Consider the following 20,469-nt stretch of genomic DNA (forward strand, 5'->3'; position numbering starts at 1 on the left):
CGTTGGTTTAGATTGACCAAATATCCGATAAAATTTAGAAATAAGAAACCGGTGAATTTCCCATTATTTATTGCCAGGCGAATTCGAAGTACCCAAGACACATCTTTTTCCAAGACGGTGACCTATGTGGGCATCGGAACTATTGCCCTGGGAGCCGGAATCATTTTAATTGCCTTTTCGATTCTTTTCGGATTCAAAAAAGCGATTCTCAATAAGATGATCAGCTTTTCTGGCGATATGCGCGTCTCACAAATCTCTGCCAATCACTCGCTTTCCGAATCTCCGATGTCCCGAAATTTAGCATGGGAGAAGCAAATTAGATCGATTGACGGCGTCGACCACCTGCAAGCACATGTTCAAAAACCGGGCATTATCGTTGGCAAAGAAAATATGTCAGGCGTCGTGATTAAAGGCATTGGCTCCGATATGCCCCAAACGCAAATTCAAGCCAACATGCTTGTCGGCAGTTCAACGATTAAAAACCCACAAGATATTATCCTCAGTAAGAGTTTGGCGAAACAACTCAAGGTGAAACTCAATCAATCGTTGATTCTATATTTTTTAAGCCAACCGGAAAGGCCGCGTAAAGTACATATAAGCGGGATTTATGAAACAGGACTCGAGGAAATGGATAAGCTCATGGTATTAGCAGATCGCGCTTGGGTTCAAAAAATGAATCAATGGACGGCAGATTCCATTGGCACCTATGAAATTCATTTGGCCAAACCCATTTCGCCGCAAAGTATCTTGAACACCTTACCGCACGATTGGAAATTAGAAACGAGCGAAGAATTGTATCCCGCACTTTATGATTGGATGAAAATGCTCGACCGCAACATCATCATTTTCATCAGTTTATTGATGCTCGTTGCCTGCTTTAATCTAATCGCCACCTTATGGGTATTGATCATGGAACGCGTTCCCATGATTGGCTTATTAAGCGCTTTAGGCGCTAGCCAAAAACAAATTAGAAACATATTCTGGTGGAATGGGTTCTTCATCTTGCTACGGGGTTTAGGATTTGCCAATGTATTGGCCGCGGGATTTTGTTATTTACAAGCGACTTACCAACTGATACCTTTGGATCCAGAGAACTATTATATGTCGGCCGTTCCCATCGAATGGGACGCCATCACCTGGATCTTGGTCAACCTAGGTACCATGTTGCTCGTGAGTGTCATGATTTACATTCCGACCCAATTGATCAAAAAAATTGAATTAAAAGATGCGATTAATTATAAAAATTAGCCTGTTTTGTATAGTCTTTACGGCTAGTTGGGGTCAAGGAATTCGCTACCACGTGGATTTACAGCACATTCAGCATGACCGTGTTCCTGTGCAAGTAACGCTACCCAAGCAACAGTCCAACAGCATCGTTTTTTCCTTTCCTAAACAAGTTCCTGGAACCTATTCGAATTATGATTTTGGCAGATACATTCAAGACTTCAAGGCCATTGCCAAGGATGGAAAAAGTCTCCCAATCAAACAAAAAAACGTCAATCAATATTTAATTGAACAAGCCAATTTACTCGACCACATCAGCTATTCGGTGAATGACACCTGGGATAGCCCGGAAATCAAAGGCGAATACATCTTTGAACCCGCAGGGACAAATATCCAAGCAGATACGATGGTCGCATTCAATGTGCATGGATTTTTAGGTTATGTAGAAGGTCTATCTACCTTACCGGTACAGGTGAGCATTGATAAACCAAGCCAATTATTTGGATCTACCTCATTGGTCAATACAGGAAAAGGGAATAAGGATGTTTTTACGAGTCTCAATTATCAAAGTTTGGTAGACGCGCCCATTATGTATTCGGAAGCGGATACGACCAATCTACAATTTGGCGACACACAAATCCTTGTATCTGTCTATTCCCCTAACCACACGATTAGCGCGAAACAAATTGCCGAAAACATTCGCCCCATGTTGATTGCGCAACGCAATTATCTAGGAGGTAAATTTCCTGTGAAGCGCTATGCTTTCATCATTGTACTTTCGGATAATTTGAAAGGGGGAAGTTTTGGCGCTTTGGAACATAGCCACTCCTCTTTCTATTATTTACCGGAAGGGACGATTGACCAATTAGGCCAAACGATTCGCGATGTGTGCGCGCATGAGTTTTTTCACATCATCACGCCGCTGTCCATCCACTCGGAGGAAATTGGTAATTTCGATTTCATGAATCCAAAGATGTCTCAGCACCTATGGCTCTACGAAGGGCTGACCGAATATGCCGCCCATCACATGCAATTGCAAGGAAAACTGATTGATAGTGATGCTTTCTTCCGCACCATTCAGGAAAAGAAAGAAACGATGGAGATGCAATTCAAACAAGATATTTCCTTTACCAACATGAGTAAACTGGTCCTAGGGAAATACAAGGATCAATATGCCAATGTGTACCAAAAAGGGGCCTTGATCGGGTTTGGGTTGGATTTGACATTACGCCAACTAAGCCATGGCAAATGGAATAACCAATTGTTGCTTCAAGCCTTATCCAAGGAATTTGGACCTACCAAATCCTTTCAGGACGATCAGCTATTTGATAAAATCATTCAGATTACGAAACTCCCTGCGCTCAAAGACTTTTTCAAAGCTTACGTAGCAGGAACTCAGCCATTACCCATCGAATCCTGGTTACAGCAATTGGGATATACGTGGGATGCGAACCAACAAGAAGATGCGAAAACCTTGGGCTTCGACCCGCAAGGCTTATCGATCAACACAGAAACCAAAAGGGCTATCATTCAATCTAATTCAGCTATCAATTCGCTTGGAAAATTGATGGGCATGCAAGCTAAAGATGAGTTGGTCGCTATTAATGGCCTACCTACCGACATCGAGAACTTCGTTAAGAACACGCAGAAAATCCTGCAAATCATTCAACCAGGAGATACCTTGGCTTGGGATATTGCGCGTAAAGGTGCTGATGGAAATTACCAAACGATGCACTTGAAAGCACCCTATTTTGTGATTCAGCAAGCAAGCCGACAAGCCATCCGATCTGTTAAAAATCCAAGCAAAGAACAATTAGACTTACGAGCTAACTGGATGCAATAAAAAATCCCCGGCGAATTCGCCGAGGATTCTGAATTTACTGAGGTGATTGTGCCTCGACAACAGCAATGGCGACCATATTGACGATTTCTCGGACACTCGCACCTAACTGGAGTATATGCGTTGGTTTCCCTAAGCCCAATAAAATAGGACCTACATATTCGATATCAGCTGCTTCCTTCAATAAATTGTAGGCAATATTAGCGGCCGACAAATTCGGGAAGATTAAAGTATTCGCCGTTTCATTACCCAAAGCAGCGAAAGGATAATTTTGTTGGCGTAATTCCTTATCAAACGCTAAATGCGCTTGCATCTCCCCTTCGATAATCCAATCCGGATGTTTCTCTTGCAAGATTTGAGTCGCCTGACGCATTTTAATGGCATCCGCTCCATCGGCCGAACCGAAGTTCGAGTAACTCAATAATGCAATCCTTGGAATGATATTAAATCGCTTCACGGCTTTGGCAGTCAATTCAGTAATCTCGACAATATCCTCAACACTCGGTTCGAAGTTGACCGTCGTATCCGAAAAGAACAAAGGTCCCTTATTCGAAAGCAATAAATACATACCCGACACCTTCTTTACTCCTTTTTGCTTACCAATAATCTGCAAGGCTGGTCGGATTGATTCCGGATAGTTTTTCGTTAAGCCTGAGATCACGCCATCGGCGCGATTTGTTTCCAGCATCATCGCGGCGAAATAATTACTCTTCCGCACTTGTTTGTTGGCCTCCCAGCGCGTCACCCCTCTCCGTTTCCGTTTCTCATAGAACAGTTCGGCAAACTCCGCAATTAGGTCCGCATTATCGGCATGTTTGAAATCCATGATTTCGGTATTCCCTAAGTCCAAATGATTTTCTTCGCAAATCGCTTGAATCTTTTCGCGGGAGCCTAATAAAATGGGTTTCGCAATCCCTTCGTCGAGCACCTCGCGAACCGCTTTCAAAACCTTCAAGTTTTCCGCATCCGCGAATAGAATACGTTTCGGTTTGCTCTTCGCCCGCTTCAGGATAAACTTCATGACTTGGTTATCCAAGCCAAGGCGTTTCGCTAATTGCAATTCATAGGCCTCCCAATTCGTGATTGGTTTTGTCGCAACGCCAGACTCCATCGCTGCTTTCGCAACGGCCATGGACACCGTCGTAATGAGACGAGGATCAACCGGTTTTGGAATGATGTAATCAGGGCCAAAAGACAAGCTCTTTTCATTGTAGGCCAAATTCACGATATCAGGAACTGGCTTTTTCGCCAAGCAAGCAAGTGCTTTGGCTGCGGCCAATTTCATTTCATCGTTAATCTCGGTTGCGCGGACATCGAGCGCCCCACGGAAAATGAATGGAAATCCTAAGACATTGTTCACTTGATTTGGAAAATCCGAACGACCTGTGGCCATGATGAGATCCTCACGAACGGCTTTTGCTTCCTCATATCCGATTTCCGGCGTAGGGTTCGCCATCGCAAAGACAATCGGTTGGGCCGCCATCGTCGCGACCATTTCAGGCTTTAAAATATTGCCCACCGACAAGCCTAAAAAGACATCCGCACCTTGCATCGCTTCTGCTAATGTCACCAGTTTACCGGCAGGGCCCGCCAACGGAGCGACATAGGGATTTAAATCGGTACGATCTTTGGATACCAATCCGTCTTTATCAAAAATGTAGAAATTCTCAATACGGGCACCCAATTTCAAGTAGAGTTTCACACAGGAAATAGCAGCTGCACCTGCACCTGAGATCACAAAACGTGCATCTTCGATGTTCTTCCCTACAATCTCCAAGGCATTAATCAAGGCTGCCGAAGAAATAATGGCCGTACCGTGCTGGTCATCGTGCATGATCGGAATCTTGAGGCGCTTCTTTAATTTATCTTCAATCTCAAAGCATTCGGGACTCTTAATGTCTTCTAAGTTAATCCCTCCGAAAGTAGGTTCTAAGTTGACAACCGTCTCCACGAACTGATCGGGATCCGTGCAAGCCAATTCTAAATCAAATACATCGATATCTGAGAATACTTTGAAAAGTACCCCCTTCCCTTCCATGACCGGTTTACTGGCTTCGGGACCGATGTTTCCCAAACCAAGAACGGCCGTACCGTTGGAGATAACACCTACCAAATTACCTTTGGCCGTGTAATCATATACTTTTTCAATGTTGGCCGCAATCTCCAAGCATGGTTCGGCAACTCCGGGGGAATAAGCAAGTGATAAATCCCGTTGGGTTGCTGTAGATTTTGTTGGTTTTACTTCGATTTTCCCCGGTTTCCCACCTGCGTGGTATTCGAGGGCATCTTCTTTTAAAATGGATGAAGTGGACATAAACGTTTATATATTAGGCTTCTGGTTGATGAAATTCTCCTTCGTGTTTGGCGAGCCAAATGGTGGCTACCCCGTTTCCAATAAAATTGGTGATGGCGCGGGCTTCCGACATGAATCGGTCCACACCTAGTAATAATGCGAGACCTTCCAATGGAATAACCTGCAAGGCGCTTAGCGTAGAGGCTAATACCACAAAACCACTACCCGTAACCCCGGCAGCACCTTTGGACGTAACCATCAATACGCCAATGATGGTTAATAATTGTTCAAAACTTAATTGGATTCCGTATACCTGTGCTAAAAACAAGGTGGCCATGGATAAATAAATACTCGTTCCATCGAGGTTAAACGAATAACCGGCAGGAACGACAAGGCCCACGACCGATTTGGAGCAACCCATTCGTTCCAATTTTTTCATTAAGGATGGTAAGGCCGCTTCAGAAGATGAGGTTCCTAATACGATCAATAATTCTTCTTTGATGTAATTCAAGAATGCGGTAATTCGTTCTCCGCAACTACGCATGATGATAGCCAAAACGACGAAAATAAAGATTCCCATGGTCGCATAAACGGAAACCATTAGTTTGGCGAGCGGTAATAAAGAATGAATTCCAAATTTACCAATCGTATAAGCCATACCTCCCAAAGCACCCAAAGGAGCTAAATACATCACCTTTTTCAAGCCCCAGAAAACCCAATGTTCCGCTTGGTGCATGCCGGCAATCATACGCACTTTTCCGCGAACGAAATTTAAAAAGGATCCAAAAAACAAAGAGAAGCCTAAGACCTGAATGGTAAAATTCTCTTTCAAAAAGATCATCCAACTAAACGAAGCAGCTTTTTGGGTAAATTTCGAAATATCACCACCGGCAATTTCCGACCGAATAACCCCCTCGCCCGGAGTTAATAAATGCGAAACGCCCAAACCAATAATCAGTGCCAAAGTCGTTACGACCTCAAAATACAATAAAGCTTTGCCACCTACACGTCCCACCTTTTTTAAATTCCCCATGTTGACAATCCCTAAACTGATCGTCAAGAAGATAATGGGATGTATGAATAATTTGACTAAACTGATAAAAACACCCGAGAGCACCTCGCTCAAGGTCTTACCGATGGAAATTTCGGTACCTAAGAACGTATAACTGACTTTCTCCGTTAAGACGGTGTGTAAGGCTATTTCTGGAAAAAAATGACCGACTAATACACCAATCAGAATAGATAACAGAACCCAGAATGTCAGATTATGTGTAATATTTTTACGAATCATACGTTAAAGTGAGGTTATCTAACAAATGTAAGGAACAAAAAGGAGAAATTCGAGGTTTGCGATTGTAAGCTTATTTACCGAAATTTACAGACTCATTTTATTCCAATTTTTACCTATGTCGAATTCCATTAAGTGCCTTATTATCGGGTCGGGTCCAGCGGGTTATACCGCCGCAATTTATGCTTCACGTGCAGGTTTACAGCCTGTGATGTATCAAGGAGGCCAACCGGGTGGCCAATTAACCACGACAACCGAAGTGGATAATTTCCCAGGATATCCAAATGGAATAGACGGTCCCGCGATGATGGTGGATTTAGAAAACCAAGCCAAACGTTTCGGAACCGATGTGCGTTATGGTATGGCAACAAAGGTAGATTTTACGAGCCAACCGAAGAAAGTGTGGATTGACGATACAACTGAAATCCTTGCTGATTCAGTGATTATTGCCACAGGTGCATCCGCAAAATGGTTGGGACTCGAAGGCGAGAAAACATTCAATGGCTTAGGCGTTTCAGCGTGTGCGGTGTGTGACGGATTCTTCTATCGCAATCAAACAGTTGCTGTCGTAGGAGCCGGCGATACCGCTGCTGAGGAAGCTAGTTATTTGGCGAATTTATGTACAGAAGTGCATTTAATCGTACGTAGAGATCAAATGCGCGCTTCGTTAATCATGCAAGAGCGTGTGAAAAATAACCCAAAAATTACCATTCACTGGAATTCTGAAACAGAAGAAATTTTAGGTGATGCCAATGGCGTAACGGGAATTCGCATTAAAAACAACGTCACCCAAGCAACCGAAGAAATTGCCTTGACAGGTTTCTTTGTGGCGATTGGTCACCAACCGAATACAAGCATTTTCAAGGGCCAATTGGACATGGATGCGCAAGAATACCTAATCACAGAAAAAGGAAGTTCACGTACAAATATTCCAGGTGTTTTTGCTTGTGGAGATGTGCAAGATACGACTTACCGACAAGCCGTTACAGCCGCAGGAAGTGGTTGTATGGCCGCTTTGGACGCCGAAAGATGGTTGGCGGCCAACAATTTACACTAAAATACCTATATGAATTTTAGCAAAATCATTCTGGGCATGTGCATGGTCTTCGTGACCCTGAGCACGTATGCCCAAGAAAAAAAGCTTTTCAAGAAAAATACCAAAATCGAATCCAAGCCTAGCTCCTCTTTATACCAGGATAAATCGGCCAAAAAGGATGATTTGGATGATTTGCCACCCTTGACCTTTCGGACAGAAAGTGAAAGTACGGCGACGGCAATTCAAGGATCTGAATTACAGGAGCGCAAATACGAACCTTTGAAAATCATCAATCCTAGCATCAGTAATTTCGATACGACATCGATTGATGAAGGTGAAGCTTTGGTGGTGGAAATTGAGGAAGAAAATGCGCCTGTGGGTTCGGAAGATTTCGTTTCTGTTGCTTCTTATTATTCGATTTGGGATACCAAGAGCATTGATCCATACGACATCAATGCCAAAGAATTCGACGAGCCAGTGGATTTGGAATTGTACAATTTACCAGCGGGTCGAAATTGGGCTCAACCATTAGCAGTAGTAAAACAAACCAGTCCTTTTGGACCGCGTTGGGGACGTTTGCATGCGGGTGTCGACTTGGATTTAGAGACAGGCTACCCGATTTATGCACCCTTTGACGGCATCGTTCGCGTGGTGAATTATGACGGAGGTGGCTATGGGAAATACATGGTTTTACGCCATTACAATGGACTAGAGACTTTATTTGGTCACATGTCCAAACAAGGTTTAGAACCAGGAACCTTTGTTAAAGCCGGCGATGAGATTGGATTAGGCGGCAATACCGGTCGGAGTACAGGATCCCACCTGCACTTTGAAACACGCTACGAAGGAAATCCATTCAACCCGAATCAAGTATATAATTTTGGAACCGGAGAACCTTTGTCGGACCATTTATTAATCACCGCCCAAACCTTCAACATCCGTGCCTTATCCTTACGTAACGAATATGGTAGTGCGGGGGAGAAAATTCGCAGCAGACGTAAAGTATGGACCAAAGTCCGTTCGGGAGATTCTTTATATTCCATCGCACAACGCGCTGGGGTATCGGCGAGTAAATTAGCCAAATTGAATGGTTTGCGCATGACCTCAACCATCCGCGCAGGAAGGCGCCTACGCATTCACTAAGCCCATGAAACTAGACATACTTGTATTAGCAGCCCACCCGGATGATGCGGAATTAGCCGTGGCAGGAACTATTGTATCGGCAATTGCGCAAGGGAAAAAAGTAGGGATTGTCGACTTTACCCGTGGTGAATTAGGTACTCGTGGCACGCCTGAAATCCGTTTAGCAGAATCAGCGGCGGCAAGCGAAATCTTAGGAATCCATGCACGTGAAAATTTAGAATTAGCGGATGGTTTTTTCCAAAACAATCGCGAAAGTCAATTAAAACTCATCCAAGCAATCCGAAAATACCAACCAGACATCGTGCTAGCAAACGCATTGGAAGATCGACATCCCGATCATGGCAAGGGTGCGCAATTGGCCATTGATGCCTGTTTTTTGAGTGGCTTACGTAAAATCGAAACGGGTTTAGCCCCTTGGAGACCGAAACATGTCTATCATTACATCCAAGATCGCTATTTAAAACCCGATTTTGTTGTGGATATTTCCGCACATTGGGAAACAAAAGAAGCCGCAATCCGTGCCTTCAAGAGTCAATTTTTTGACCCTAATTCCTCCGAACCAGCATCTTACATTTCTAGCCCTGATTTCCTAGCTTTCATCGAAGCCCGTGCTCAAGAAATGGGACATAAGATTGGGGTGAAATATGGGGAGGGATTTCAGACGCAGGCGACAATTTCTATGAAATTGTAAGTTAAGAGTTAAGAATTAAGAGGTAAGAGTTAAGAACTAATTGTTTCCCTTCGGACTCCGGACTAATCACTGACAACAGATCACTGCCCACTGAAATTAGAGTGAAGAAATAAGAGTTCCCCCATCATTCGGACTCCGGACTTTGGTCTAATCTCTGACAACAGACAACTGGTCACTGACTTTAGAGTAAAGAAATAAGAGTTCCCAACTCCCTTCGGACTACGGACTTCGGACTAATCACTGACGACTAGCGACTAGTGACTGACGACTAAATGCAGACGTTAGACGTTACAGTGAAGAACGTAGAGTTAAGAACTAAGAGTTAAGAGTTAAGAACTAATTGTTTCCCTTCGGACTTCGGACTCCGGACTAATCACTGACAACTGATCACTGCCCACTGAAATTAGAGTGAAGAAATAAGAGTTCCCAACTCCCTTCGGACTCCGGACTTCGGACTAATCACAAACGACTAGTGACTTGCGACTGACGACTAGTGACTAGCGACTGACGACTAATCAATCACCCTCTTCGTAATATCCCCAAACGAATCAATCCTTCTATCCCGCATAAACGGCCAAATACGTCGGTATTGTTCCTGTGCATCTAAATCAATTTCAACCACAGCTACTTCCTCCGTATTGTGAGGCGCTTGGTAAATCACCCGACCGAAAGCATTGCTCACAAAAGAACCGCCCCAGAAAGTTTGACCATTTTCTTCGCCAACCCGATTGACCGCAATCACAGGAACTTCATTCGCCACCGCATGTCCGCGCTGAACAGTTTGCCATGCTTGGTATTGTTCGCGATTGATTTCACTGCTTGGTTCTTGATTATCCCAACCGATAGCCGTGGGGTAAATTAATACCTCCGCACCTTTCAAGGCAGTTAAACGGGCAGCTTCAGGGTACCATTGGTCCCAACAAATTAAAATGCCTAATTTACCATAGCTCGAATCGAAGACCTGATAACCTAAATCTCCAGGCGTGAAATAATATTTCTCCTCATACCCGGCATCTTGAGGAATGTGCATTTTACGGTATTTACCTAGGTAGCCTTTGGCATAATCGAGTACCGCACAGGTATTGTGATAAACCCCTTTGCTGCGTTTTTCAAACAAAGATGCAACAATGACAATGTTTAATTCTTGGGCAAGCGCTAGCAAAGTATCCGTTCCTGGCCCTGGAATCGCTTCTGCCAAATCGAAATAAGCGGCATCTTGTTTATGACAAAAATACACGGAACGGTATAATTCCTGCAAGCAAATCACCTGAGCACCTTGTGCAGCTGCTTCTCGGATTTTAGCTTCCGTTTTCTGTTGGTTCGCTTGCACGTCCTCCGAACAAGTCAATTGCAATAAGGCAAATTTGATGTTTTTCATAATGCTTGGGCGGCACCTTTCAGCACCGTTAAATCCAATGAATTCAGACAAGAAAAATGTCCCAAAGGACAAACATTTGAACCCTGAGTCGAGCAAGGCCGACAAGCCAGATTCGTATTTTCAACCGCAGTAAACGCCGTTTGGTAGGGTGTAAACCCTAAACCCGGATGCGTACTTCCCCAAATCGTAAACAAATTAGGATGCTTGAGCGCCGCAGCCACATGCATCATGGATGAGTCATGCGTAATGACCATTGCGGCTTGTTGGATCAAGGATGCACTCTGTGCTATACTTGTTCTCGTACAAAGATTTAAAACCTTCTCCGGAAAAAGCGTCGCTAAACGATATCCGATTTTCTCATCCCAATCATCGCCAATCAGCACAACCTGATGATCTATCGAATCGATCAATTCAATCATTTTAGGATAAGAAAGTACTTTGGTTTGATGCGCGGCACCAATCGCAAAAAGCACATAAGGCGATTTAATTCCGTAATCGGCAAGTTTGACTTGCGCCGCGGCAGGTATAAAATAATCAAGACCTTTTACATCAGGCGACAATCCCAATGAAGCAAAATTGCGATCCACCAGATGTCCAGGCAAGGTATTCAATTTCGTTTGAACAAAGGCTTTGCGCGCTGCCGTATATTTATTGATCTGCTTGGGAAATTTTCCTAACAGCAGACAAAGCATGTGCGAACGTAGGTTTTTATGCAGGTCATATACCTTATCAAAACCCTCTTTTCGAAGCTCAGCGGCAAATTCCCATAGATTACCTTGGTAACCATGCACTTGTGCGACATGTGGATTTCCATCCCATAAATGAGCGAAGGATGCCTTCGTGGCAATGTGAATTTTGGCATTTGGGAATTGCGCTTTGAGCACGCGGATAATTGGCGTGGTCAAAAGAATGTCACCGATGGACGAAAAACGAATACAAAGGATTTTCTGCATGGAAAAAAAATACCTCGCAAAATTAAGAAAAATCTATTCTCTTTCATTCTTTTCGGTAAATTGCATGCTTAATTGAATGATTACATGGAGCAGAAAAAACAAGATACCGCCTCAGCACTTAAGGATATAATTTCACACGCCAAAGAATATGGCTTCGTATTTCCATCATCTGAAATCTACGATGGTTTACAAGCTGTGTATGATTATGGTCAAAATGGCGTAGAACTAAAGAATAATTTAAAAAACGTTTGGTATAAAGCCATGACGATGTTGAATGACAACGTTGTAGGCTTGGATGCAGCTATTTTCATGCATCCCTTAACTTGGAAGGCATCAGGACACGTGGATTCATTCAATGATCCAATGATTGACAACAAAGATTCCAAGAAGCGTTACCGGGCTGATACGTTGTTAGAAGAGCGCGCAGCAGCTTTGGAAGATGAAGGCAAAGCAGATGAGGCGAAAGCGTTAATGCAAGCGATGGCAAAAGGATTGGATGCGGGAGATTTAGAAGCGGTTCGCCAATTAATCATTGATCAAAACATTAAATGTCCTGTTTCAGGGACGGCCAATTGGACCGAAGTTCGTCAGTTCAACTTGATGTTCTCAACCCAAGTAGGTGCCGTTTCGGAAGATGCGTCCTTGATTTATTTACGTCCGGAGACAGCACAAGGGATTTTCGTCAATTTCCTAAATGTGCAAAAAACGGGCCGTATGAAGGTACCTTTTGGTATCGCCCAAATTGGTAAAGCCTTCCGTAATGAGATTGTTGCACGTAATTTCATCTTCCGCATGCGGGAGTTTGAACAAATGGAAATGCAATTCTTTGTACGCCCTGGCACGGAAATGGAATGGTACAATAAATGGAAAGAAACGCGTATGAAGTTTCATCAGGCAATAGGCTTACCAGCTGACTCCTTGAAATTCCATGATCACGATAAATTAGCCCACTATGCCAATGCGGCAGTGGATATTGAATATAAGTTTCCATTTGGTTTTAAGGAAATGGAAGGAATTCATTCACGGACCGACTTTGATTTAAAAGCGCACCAAGAATTATCAAAGAAAAAGCAACAGTATTTTGACCCAGAAATCAATCAAAACTACATCCCTTATGTAGTAGAGACATCGGTGGGAGCTGATCGTTTGTTCTTGGCCATTTTGTGCAATGCTTATACAGAGGAAACGACGGGTGAAGGAGAAAGCTTAAAACAACGCGTTTATTTGAATATTCATCCGGCATTGGCACCTACAAAGGTGGCCGTATTGCCATTGGTGAAGAAAGATGGATTGGCGGAGAAAGCACAAGAAATTACGAATCAACTGAAATTTGCCTTTAATACAACCTACGACGATGGAGGAGCGATAGGCAAGCGCTATACTCGTCAAGATTTAATTGGAACGCCGTATTGCGTGGTGGTAGATTACCAAACCATGGAAGATCAGACTGTAACGGTTCGTGATCGCAATACGATGAGCCAAGAGCGCATTTCTATCGCAGACCTAAAGGAAAAATTAGGCCATGCGGTATCGATGGAGCGTATTTTTGAAAAATTAGTTTAAAAACGCAAACAACGACGACATGACAACTGATCAAAATCCAGCAGAAAACGAAGCCATCGAGCCAATCAAGGTGGAGGAAACAACACCCGTAGCGGCGGAGACAAGCGAAATGCTTGCCAAAGAAGTGGAAGCACCAGCACCTGAAAAGGAAGTAAGCTATCCCCTATTTGACTTTGCGGTCGCTTCGAAAGATAATTTCCTGAAGTATTTTGGGAAAATCAAAGACATCGTGTCGGAACATGCCCATCCTGGAACCTATAAAAAGGTGGATGAAATCACAAAAGAAGTCAAAGAAGCTTGGAGCCAATTAAAACAAGCGGAAAAGCAGGCGGCCATTGAAGCATTCAAAGCGGCTAATGACGGAACCGATGAGGGATTTGATTTTAAAGATGAGGCCGTTCATGCGGTAGATCAATTGATTAACCACATTCGGACCGAAAAGCAAGCATTTTTTCAAGGTTTGGAGAAGGCTAGAGAAAAAGCATTAGAAGGAAAGACTCGTTTAATTAATGAATTGCGTGATTTAGTTGACAAAGATGATAATGGAGATCCTGCCCATGTGAATGCGAGTTTCAAAGCATTCAAGAAAATTCAGGAGGAATGGAAAGGATTGGGATCGGTTCAAGGACCGATGAACCAAACGCTTTGGCAGTCTTATCATGCCTTGGTAGATCGTTTTTATTCGAACCGTTCTATCTTCTTTGAATTGCTCGAGCTAGATCGTAAGAAGAATTTACAGGCAAAAGAAATCATTGCAGCCAAATTAGAAAAATTAGCTGCGGCAGTGGCTAAAGCGACAAATTTGCCCGTTTTATTGAAAGAAGCCGAGGAATTGTTCAATGAATACAAGCACATAGGCCCAGCGCACCGTGAGGAAAATGAGGCCATGTGGCAACGTGTGAAGAAATCGTTGGATGTTTTGTTTGAGCAGAAGCGTCAAATTCAAGATGCGAATAAAGCCGTATTTGAAGAAAATTTAAAGATTAAAAAGGAATTGGCAGGATTGATGCATGGATATGCAAGCTTTCAGTCAACATCGATATCGGAGTGGAACCAGGCTTCTAAAGCTGTTTTGGCTTTGCAAGAGCAATGGGGCAAATTAAAAGGAGGTTTACCACGTGAGGGAGGTAAAGAAGTGAGCCATCAGTTTTGGGCTGATTTAAAGACCTTTTTTAAGCATAAAAGTGATTTCTTCGGTAAGATTGATGCGGAACGTAAGGCTAATTTAGCGGCGAAACAGCAATTGATCGAACAAGTAGAGGGCATTGTAGCGGTAGGAACCGAAACACCTGAGATTACGCAAACGGTGATCGACTTACAGAAGAAGTGGAAGGAAATCGGTCATGTACCAGAGAAACAAAAAGATAGTATTTATGCCAAATTCAAAGCGGCATGCGATGCATATTTCAACTTAAAGCGTTCAGCTTCTAAAGGAGCGAAAGATGCGGAGATGGATGCAAATTTAACGGCGAAGCAAGCTATTTTGGCAGAAATGGAAGGCATGTTGAAGGATGCTAGTTTATTAGCACGTTTAGGCGAGGTGAAAGCAGCTTGGGATGCGATTGGATTCGTACCGAAGAAGAACGTGAAAGATATGCAAGAATCATTCCGCAAGACTTGGAATGCCTTGATTGATTTGGCGAGAACACAACCGAAGGAGCAATTAGCGGCTTGGGGCTTTGAATTGAAGTCCTTGAAGACGGAGTCGGCAAGTCCAGAATCTTCTGCACCATCGGCTGATTCACGCAAAAAAATCCAAGCTTTGGAAAATGATATTGCGGTGTTAACCAACAACTTAGAGTTCTTTGCGAAGTCGAAAAACAGCGAAAAACTGCGTGGGGAGGTAGAAAAGAAAATTGCTGCGGCGGAAAAAGAATTAGAAAAATTGAAAAAAAGTTAATTTTTTTTGAGATTCAGTTTTGCGATTTAGGAGAATAATACTACTTTTGTAAACGGAAATGCGCCTCCTTAGCTCAGCTGGTAGAGCAACTGATTTGTAATCAGTAGGTCGTTGGTTCGATCCCGACAGGAGGCTCTGATAAGCTCGACAGAAATGTCGGGCTTTTTTGTTGCCATAAAACAAGAATTTAAATAAATCGAATGCATTTTGACACTAGTTATGGTTTGCTTTCTTGCAATTCATTAAATTGCCTGAAATAATCTATTCCATGATTCAACGTCGCGACTTCATCAAAAGCTCCATTGGCATCTCTGCGCTAATGAGCAACGCAAGCCTATATACGAAAGCTCCTTTCGAAGCTTCACCGATAAGCGTAGAAGAACGCTTGCAACGCATTAGTAAAGCGCAAGAGCTGCTTCAAAAAAACAATATGGTCGCATTAATTCTTGATGCGGGCACTTCCATGCAATATTTCACCGGGCTAGCCTGGTATCCAAGTGAACGATCGATGTTGGTCATTATTCCCGCCAAAGGAGAAATAACCTACATCTGCCCTTATTTCGAGGAAGATCGCTTGCTCGAATTAATCAAAGTGGGCAAGCAGGTCCGCACCTGGCACGAAGACGAAAACCCATTTCAACTCTGCATCAAAACGATTCAAGATTTTGGTTTTCAATCAGGCCAAATTGGCATCGAAGAACAAACGCGCTTCTTTATCTCGAACGGTCTCCAAAAGGCCGGAAAACAATTTCAACTAGTGAGTGGCGACCCGGTGTCGGTTACTTGCCGACTCATCAAATCACCAGCAGAAATTGCCTTAATGCAAAAGGCCAATGACATTACGACCCTTGCCATCCAAGCCGGTATCGCTGCCTTAACAGAAGGCTGTAACCCGCGTCAAATCAGTCAAAAAATTGCGCAAAAACATACAGAATTAGGGGCCCAACATGGTTTTGCATCGGTTACGTTTGGAGTAGCCACCTCCTTCCCACATGGAAGTTCACGCAAGCAAATCCTTCAAAAAGGCGATGTGGTCATGTTGGACTGCGGCTGCCAAGTCGATGGATACGAATCTGACATCACTCGAACCGTGATTTTTGGAGAACCTTCACAGAAACAAATTGATATTTGGAATTTGGAGAAAAGAGCCCAACAAGCGGGATTCGAGGCGGCGGTTTTAGGCGCTCCTTGTGAAAATGTCGATTTAGCGGCACGAAATGTATTAGTCAAAGCAGGCTTTGGCCCGGAATACAAATTACCAGGTCTACCCCACCGAACCGGTCACGGCATCGGGATGGATGGCCATGAATGGGGAAATATGGTCAAAGGAAACAAATTGCCCCTACAAGTCGGCATGTGTTTCAGCATTGAACCCACCATCGCGATTCCAGGGGAATTTGGCGTACGATTAGAAGATTGTGTGTACATGACCGAAAACGGGCCCAAATGGTTTAGCCAACCGAGTCCTTCGATCATCCAAGCATTTTAATCGTAGAGACGAGATACCTCGCATCTCTACAAAATCATTTCACTTCATAACCTCAGACTTTAGTCTGAGGGGTAGACGCGAAGTATCGCGTCTCTACAGTCAAACGTCCAAAGTCTAACGTCTAATCTCATGAACACCTCCCTCCACCTCCAAGCCGCCTACATCGAAGCGCGCACTAGACTCAGTAAAGTAACCAACACGATTACAGAAGCTGATTTATCCAAGAAATTAGATAGCGCACCAAATTCCATTGGATTTCTCCTACAGCATATTGCTGAAGTGGAATTACTTTTTTGCAAGAATGTCTTTGGCCATTCTGAAGTTAAGGTTGTCGCGCATACGGTCATTGACCAAAAGGACACAGGCGTTTGGACAGATTTATCAGCGATTCAAAGCCTATTGAATGAGTCAGGCCAAACGATCGCAAGCATCATTGCTTCCGTTGCTGAAGAAGATTGGTCCACGCAAATTACCACGAAAGAATTTGGCACAAAGACGAAAGCTGAAGCCTTTGGAAGAATCATTTCACATACGGCCTATCATGCGGGGCAGATAGCGATGATTCAGAAATACGGAGTGTAGAGACGCGATACATCGCGTCTTAAGCCCCAGAAGTCTGGGCATATATATTTTATCCCCAGGTTTTAACCTGGGGATCAGACGCGAGGTATCGCGTCTCTACAAACACATTTCCTTCGTAACACAATTAGGCACATCCTCCGCATAATGAGACACGAAAATTAAGGTCATTCCCGTACTAGCGGCAAACTCATCAATCACTCTTTTCAACAAATTCACCTGCTCCTGATCCAATCCTTGACAAGGTTCATCCAAAATCAATAGCGGCGGATTCTTCACAAAGGCCCGAGCAATCAAAATCATCTTTTGCTCTCCTGTCGATAAAGTATGAAAGGATCGTTCGCTTAAATGTTCCAAACCGAACATGCTCAAAGTATGCATGACGCGCTCCGTTTGCTCCGCATTCACCTTCCGCGTCACACCTAATAAATCGAATAATCCAGACGCCACCACCGCAAAACATGTTCCTGTTTCTTTGAAATACAAATGCATTTCCGGACTCACATAACCAATATTCCGTTTGATGTCCCAAATACTCTCCCCGCTTCCCCGCTGCCGACCAAACAAACTGATATCCTGCGAATAAGATTGAGGATTATCTGCAGTAATTAAACTCAATAAAGTTGACTTACCTGCTCCATTGGCGCCTTTCAACACCCAACGCTCGCCTCGGTTGATCGTCCAGGAAAATTGATCCAAAATGGTTTTGGTTCCATAACGAATGGTGACGTTTCGTAGAGAAACAATCGGGGAATCTCCTACATCCCCAGGCTGAAGCCTAGGGTTATTTTTTTCCTTCCCATGCTGAAGCATGGGGTTATCCGTATATTTTATAGCCCCATGCTTCAGCATGGGGATTATAGGATATTGACCCGACAAATGATATACATTCGTCACAAAATCAGGCACATCCCCACCCGATAAAAACAAAATAAAACGAATGCCTTTGGCCTTCAATTGAGCTAAGCCTACCGATAAAATCGCACGCCCCTGCACATCCAAGCCCAAATAAGGATTATCCAATAGTAACCAATCGGGGCGCTGTCCCAAAGCCTTCACAATCTGCAAACGCTTATTTTCACCATTCGACAATTGTAATAAGGGTTTATCGATTAAGGGTTCTAATCCAAATACCGACACCCATTCAGCAACATCCAACTCGCCCAATTCTTCTCGTACGGTATAGGAATCTTCTGAATCCGAGGAATTAAACCGCTGCTGCATATAAAACTCAGAGATATTACTCCGATTCTTGAAATGGTGTTGCTGTTCCACAAACAAAACAAAAGATCCCTGAAACCAAACATCGCCTTTGCGAAATAATCGACCTGAAAGTGCCTTTGCTAAGGTCGTTTTTCCAGATCCCATGGGACCCACAATCGCCAAACAATCATCCTCCGAAATCTCAAAGGAAATATCTTTTAAAACTTCGCTGGCACCATAAGCTGCCGACAAATGACTAACACGCGCAACGATTTCTTTCGACATAGCTGAATTAAACAGCCAACAATTTACCGCATTTTTCATACATTTAACCTGCTATAAACCGATTAACCATGAAAAAACTATTCCTAATAGGCCTAATCAGCTTGTTGGCCTTTACAGCCTTTACGCAATCCTTACCACGAAGTACTCCAGAATCAGAAGGGATTTCCTCCGAAGCGATCCAACAATACATCGAGAAAATCGATCCCAAACGCCACGAATTGCACTCTTACATGCTCATTCGGCATGGGAAAGTTGTTTCAGAAGCCTGGTGGAAACCCTATGCGGGAGATAAAGTGCATTCCATGTATAGCGTCTCCAAGAGTTGGACTTCCACCGCTATTGGTTTCGCGGTAGCAGAGAAAAAACTGAGCGTTCAAGACAAAGTGATCTCATTTTTCCCCGAATATGCTGACCTGAAAGACAAACCATTTCTGTCGGATTTGCGCGTAAAAGACCTATTGACCATGTCGGTGGGCCACGAAAAGGAACCCCTTCGCAGTGTCATTGTCATGCAGCCCGACTGGATTCGTGGGTTTTTGAATCATCCCATTGTGAACCAACCAGGAACCAAATTCCTCTACAATACCCTGGCGACATACATGCTTTCTGCCATCATACAAAAAGTGACTGGCGAGACGACTTTGGCCTATTTGAAACCGCGTTTATTAGATCCGCTTCATATTACGGGCATCGATTGGGAATCAGACCAAAAAGGTATCAACGTGGGCGGATGGGGCATTCGCGTGAAAACGGAAGACATGGCGAAATTGGGTTTGCTGTACCTCAACAAAGGAAAATTTGAAGGCAAACAAATTCTACCTGCCTCCTGGGTGGCAGAAGCGACAAGTAAGCAAATCGACCAAGAACCTGACGCGACAGCAGAAAAACGTGCCACAGGACAATATGCGGATTGGATTCAAGGATATGGTTATCAATTTTGGCGGAGCCGACATAATTCGTTTCGTGGAGATGGGGCTTTTGGTCAGTATATTTTGATGATGCCAGAACAAGATGCGGTGTTGATCATTACATCAGAATCCCAGGATTTACCAGATGACTTAAACCAAGTTTGGCAAAATCTATTACCTGCTTTTCAACCTACAGCTTTAGCACCAAACCCGAAAGCATTGGCTGCATTAAAGCAATTTAATGCCTCGAGAAAGCTGGAAGCTCCTACAAATGAACTTCCTTTCATAAACGTACAAGCAGCAATTACCCTAGAAAAGAATCAGTTTGATTTTGCGCGCATGCAAATCAAAACAAAAGGAGATGCGGCTGAATTACTCATTAAAACCAAAGATTCTACCCAACATACCTTCAAATTAGGCTTTAGAACCTGGGGAATTGGGAAATCTAATTTAGTGGGGCCATACATGCTCCGCGCAGCCCGAGTGGATTTAGGTAAAAAGGCACCCTTCGATTATGCAGGTAGCTACCGGATTTTGGAAGACCAATCGATCGAAATCACGCTGCGCTATTTCGAAAGCCCGCATCACTGGACATTTACTTGGAAACCGGATGTGATCGAAGTGGTGAATTCGTTTGAGCCGAGTACGAAAATCACGATAAAAAAAATGTAGAGACGCTACGGGTGGATTCCCTAG

The 20,469-nt window shown here is 43.6% G+C and carries 15 protein-coding genes and 1 tRNA gene; 11 read left to right on the forward strand and 5 right to left on the reverse strand.

Annotated elements, in window-relative coordinates; translation table 11 throughout:
• Positions 1–51 precede the first annotated feature (51 nt).
• Positions 52–1,248 carry an ABC transporter permease gene (locus tag SKC38_RS07460; protein WP_377976510.1) on the forward strand — a complete coding sequence of 399 codons (1,197 nt, stop codon included), beginning with the start codon at positions 52–54 and terminating at the stop codon, positions 1,246–1,248.
• The gene (locus SKC38_RS07465; RefSeq protein ID WP_377976511.1) at positions 1,226–3,067 is read left to right on the forward strand and encodes a M61 family metallopeptidase; all 1,842 of its coding nucleotides are present in this window, start codon (positions 1,226–1,228) and stop codon (positions 3,065–3,067) included. The genes SKC38_RS07460 and SKC38_RS07465 overlap by 23 nt, the downstream gene beginning before the upstream one ends.
• A gap of 34 nt (positions 3,068–3,101) precedes the next feature.
• Here SKC38_RS07465 and SKC38_RS07470 read toward each other — a convergent pair whose 3' ends face one another.
• Both SKC38_RS07470 and SKC38_RS07475 read right to left on the reverse strand, forming a co-directional pair.
• Complete coding sequence (locus SKC38_RS07470; protein WP_377976512.1) at positions 3,102–5,378, reverse strand: NADP-dependent malic enzyme; 2,277 nt, start codon at positions 5,376–5,378, stop codon at positions 3,102–3,104.
• Between the two features lie 13 nt (positions 5,379–5,391).
• Positions 5,392–6,648, reverse strand: coding sequence for a cation:dicarboxylate symporter family transporter (locus SKC38_RS07475; RefSeq protein WP_377976513.1), 1,257 nt, complete (start codon positions 6,646–6,648; stop codon positions 5,392–5,394).
• Positions 6,649–6,763: 115 nt separating this feature from the next.
• Between SKC38_RS07475 and trxB the strand changes: the two genes are divergently transcribed.
• Genes trxB through bshB1 form a run of 3 tightly spaced genes read left to right on the forward strand, consistent with a single transcriptional unit; the run spans position 6,764 to position 9,515 of the window.
• Positions 6,764–7,702 (forward strand): thioredoxin-disulfide reductase, encoded by a 939-nt coding sequence (gene trxB / locus SKC38_RS07480; protein WP_377976514.1) that lies wholly within the window; start codon positions 6,764–6,766, stop codon positions 7,700–7,702.
• Positions 7,703–7,711: 9 nt separating this feature from the next.
• Entirely contained in the window at positions 7,712–8,824 is a 1,113-nt protein-coding gene (locus SKC38_RS07485) for a peptidoglycan DD-metalloendopeptidase family protein (RefSeq protein WP_377976515.1), read from the forward strand.
• Between the two features lie 4 nt (positions 8,825–8,828).
• Entirely contained in the window at positions 8,829–9,515 is a 687-nt protein-coding gene (gene bshB1 / locus SKC38_RS07490) for a bacillithiol biosynthesis deacetylase BshB1 (protein WP_377976516.1), read from the forward strand.
• A 511-nt stretch (positions 9,516–10,026) separates the two neighbouring features.
• On the opposite strand, the gene SKC38_RS07495 is transcribed toward bshB1, so the two are convergent.
• Together SKC38_RS07495 and SKC38_RS07500 are read right to left on the reverse strand one after the other, a co-directional pair.
• Positions 10,027–10,896, reverse strand: coding sequence for a carbon-nitrogen hydrolase (locus tag SKC38_RS07495; RefSeq protein WP_377976602.1), 870 nt, complete (start codon positions 10,894–10,896; stop codon positions 10,027–10,029).
• Positions 10,890–11,846, reverse strand: a complete 957-nt coding sequence (locus SKC38_RS07500) for a glycosyltransferase family 9 protein (RefSeq protein WP_377976517.1) — start codon at positions 11,844–11,846, stop codon at positions 10,890–10,892. The genes SKC38_RS07495 and SKC38_RS07500 overlap by 7 nt, the downstream gene beginning before the upstream one ends.
• Positions 11,847–11,930: 84 nt before the next feature.
• Here SKC38_RS07500 and SKC38_RS07505 point away from each other — a divergent pair, with 84 nt between their 5' ends.
• The 5 genes from SKC38_RS07505 to SKC38_RS07525 all read left to right on the forward strand — a co-directional run bounded on the left by SKC38_RS07505 (position 11,931) and on the right by SKC38_RS07525 (position 17,380).
• A complete protein-coding gene (locus SKC38_RS07505) occupies positions 11,931–13,409 on the forward strand; it encodes a glycine--tRNA ligase (RefSeq protein ID WP_377976518.1) in 1,479 nt (492 codons plus the stop codon).
• 19 nt (positions 13,410–13,428) lie between these two features.
• Positions 13,429–15,309: a DUF349 domain-containing protein gene (locus SKC38_RS07510; RefSeq protein ID WP_377976519.1), complete on the forward strand. Its 1,881-nt coding sequence runs from the start codon at positions 13,429–13,431 to the stop codon at positions 15,307–15,309.
• 62 nt (positions 15,310–15,371) lie between these two features.
• A tRNA-Thr gene (locus SKC38_RS07515) sits at positions 15,372–15,444 on the forward strand.
• A 133-nt stretch (positions 15,445–15,577) separates the two neighbouring features.
• Positions 15,578–16,798 carry a M24 family metallopeptidase gene (locus SKC38_RS07520; protein WP_377976520.1) on the forward strand — a complete coding sequence of 407 codons (1,221 nt, stop codon included), beginning with the start codon at positions 15,578–15,580 and terminating at the stop codon, positions 16,796–16,798.
• Positions 16,799–16,927: 129 nt separating this feature from the next.
• Positions 16,928–17,380, forward strand: coding sequence for a DinB family protein (locus tag SKC38_RS07525; RefSeq protein WP_377976521.1), 453 nt, complete (start codon positions 16,928–16,930; stop codon positions 17,378–17,380).
• A gap of 96 nt (positions 17,381–17,476) precedes the next feature.
• Here the strand turns inward: SKC38_RS07525 and SKC38_RS07530 are convergent, their stop codons facing one another.
• Positions 17,477–18,865, reverse strand: a complete 1,389-nt coding sequence (locus tag SKC38_RS07530; protein WP_377976522.1) for an ATP-binding cassette domain-containing protein — start codon at positions 18,863–18,865, stop codon at positions 17,477–17,479.
• A 68-nt stretch (positions 18,866–18,933) separates the two neighbouring features.
• Between SKC38_RS07530 and SKC38_RS07535 the strand changes: the two genes are divergently transcribed.
• A complete protein-coding gene (locus SKC38_RS07535; protein ID WP_377976523.1) occupies positions 18,934–20,445 on the forward strand; it encodes a serine hydrolase domain-containing protein in 1,512 nt (503 codons plus the stop codon).
• Positions 20,446–20,469: the final 24 nt, after the last annotated feature.

Origin of the sequence: Aquirufa echingensis (assembly GCF_042714525.1) — a bacterium.
Taxonomy (GTDB): Bacteria; Bacteroidota; Bacteroidia; order Cytophagales; family Spirosomataceae; genus Aquirufa; species Aquirufa echingensis.

What these genes read in the sequence shown, in the direction of transcription:
- SKC38_RS07465 (WP_377976511.1), top strand. Translation starts at nt 1,226, where the DNA reads ATGCGATTAATTATAAAAATTAGCCTGTTTTGTATAGTCTTTACGGCT.
- SKC38_RS07470 (WP_377976512.1), bottom strand. Translation starts at nt 5,378, where the DNA reads ATGTCCACTTCATCCATTTTAAAAGAAGATGCCCTCGAATACCACGCA.
- SKC38_RS07475 (WP_377976513.1), bottom strand. Translation starts at nt 6,648, where the DNA reads ATGATTCGTAAAAATATTACACATAATCTGACATTCTGGGTTCTGTTA.
- trxB (WP_377976514.1), top strand. Translation starts at nt 6,764, where the DNA reads ATGTCGAATTCCATTAAGTGCCTTATTATCGGGTCGGGTCCAGCGGGT.
- SKC38_RS07485 (WP_377976515.1), top strand. Translation starts at nt 7,712, where the DNA reads ATGAATTTTAGCAAAATCATTCTGGGCATGTGCATGGTCTTCGTGACC.
- bshB1 (WP_377976516.1), top strand. Translation starts at nt 8,829, where the DNA reads ATGAAACTAGACATACTTGTATTAGCAGCCCACCCGGATGATGCGGAA.
- SKC38_RS07500 (WP_377976517.1), bottom strand. Translation starts at nt 11,846, where the DNA reads ATGCAGAAAATCCTTTGTATTCGTTTTTCGTCCATCGGTGACATTCTT.
- SKC38_RS07505 (WP_377976518.1), top strand. Translation starts at nt 11,931, where the DNA reads ATGGAGCAGAAAAAACAAGATACCGCCTCAGCACTTAAGGATATAATT.
- SKC38_RS07510 (WP_377976519.1), top strand. Translation starts at nt 13,429, where the DNA reads ATGACAACTGATCAAAATCCAGCAGAAAACGAAGCCATCGAGCCAATC.
- SKC38_RS07520 (WP_377976520.1), top strand. Translation starts at nt 15,578, where the DNA reads ATGATTCAACGTCGCGACTTCATCAAAAGCTCCATTGGCATCTCTGCG.
- SKC38_RS07525 (WP_377976521.1), top strand. Translation starts at nt 16,928, where the DNA reads ATGAACACCTCCCTCCACCTCCAAGCCGCCTACATCGAAGCGCGCACT.
- SKC38_RS07530 (WP_377976522.1), bottom strand. Translation starts at nt 18,865, where the DNA reads ATGTCGAAAGAAATCGTTGCGCGTGTTAGTCATTTGTCGGCAGCTTAT.
- SKC38_RS07535 (WP_377976523.1), top strand. Translation starts at nt 18,934, where the DNA reads ATGAAAAAACTATTCCTAATAGGCCTAATCAGCTTGTTGGCCTTTACA.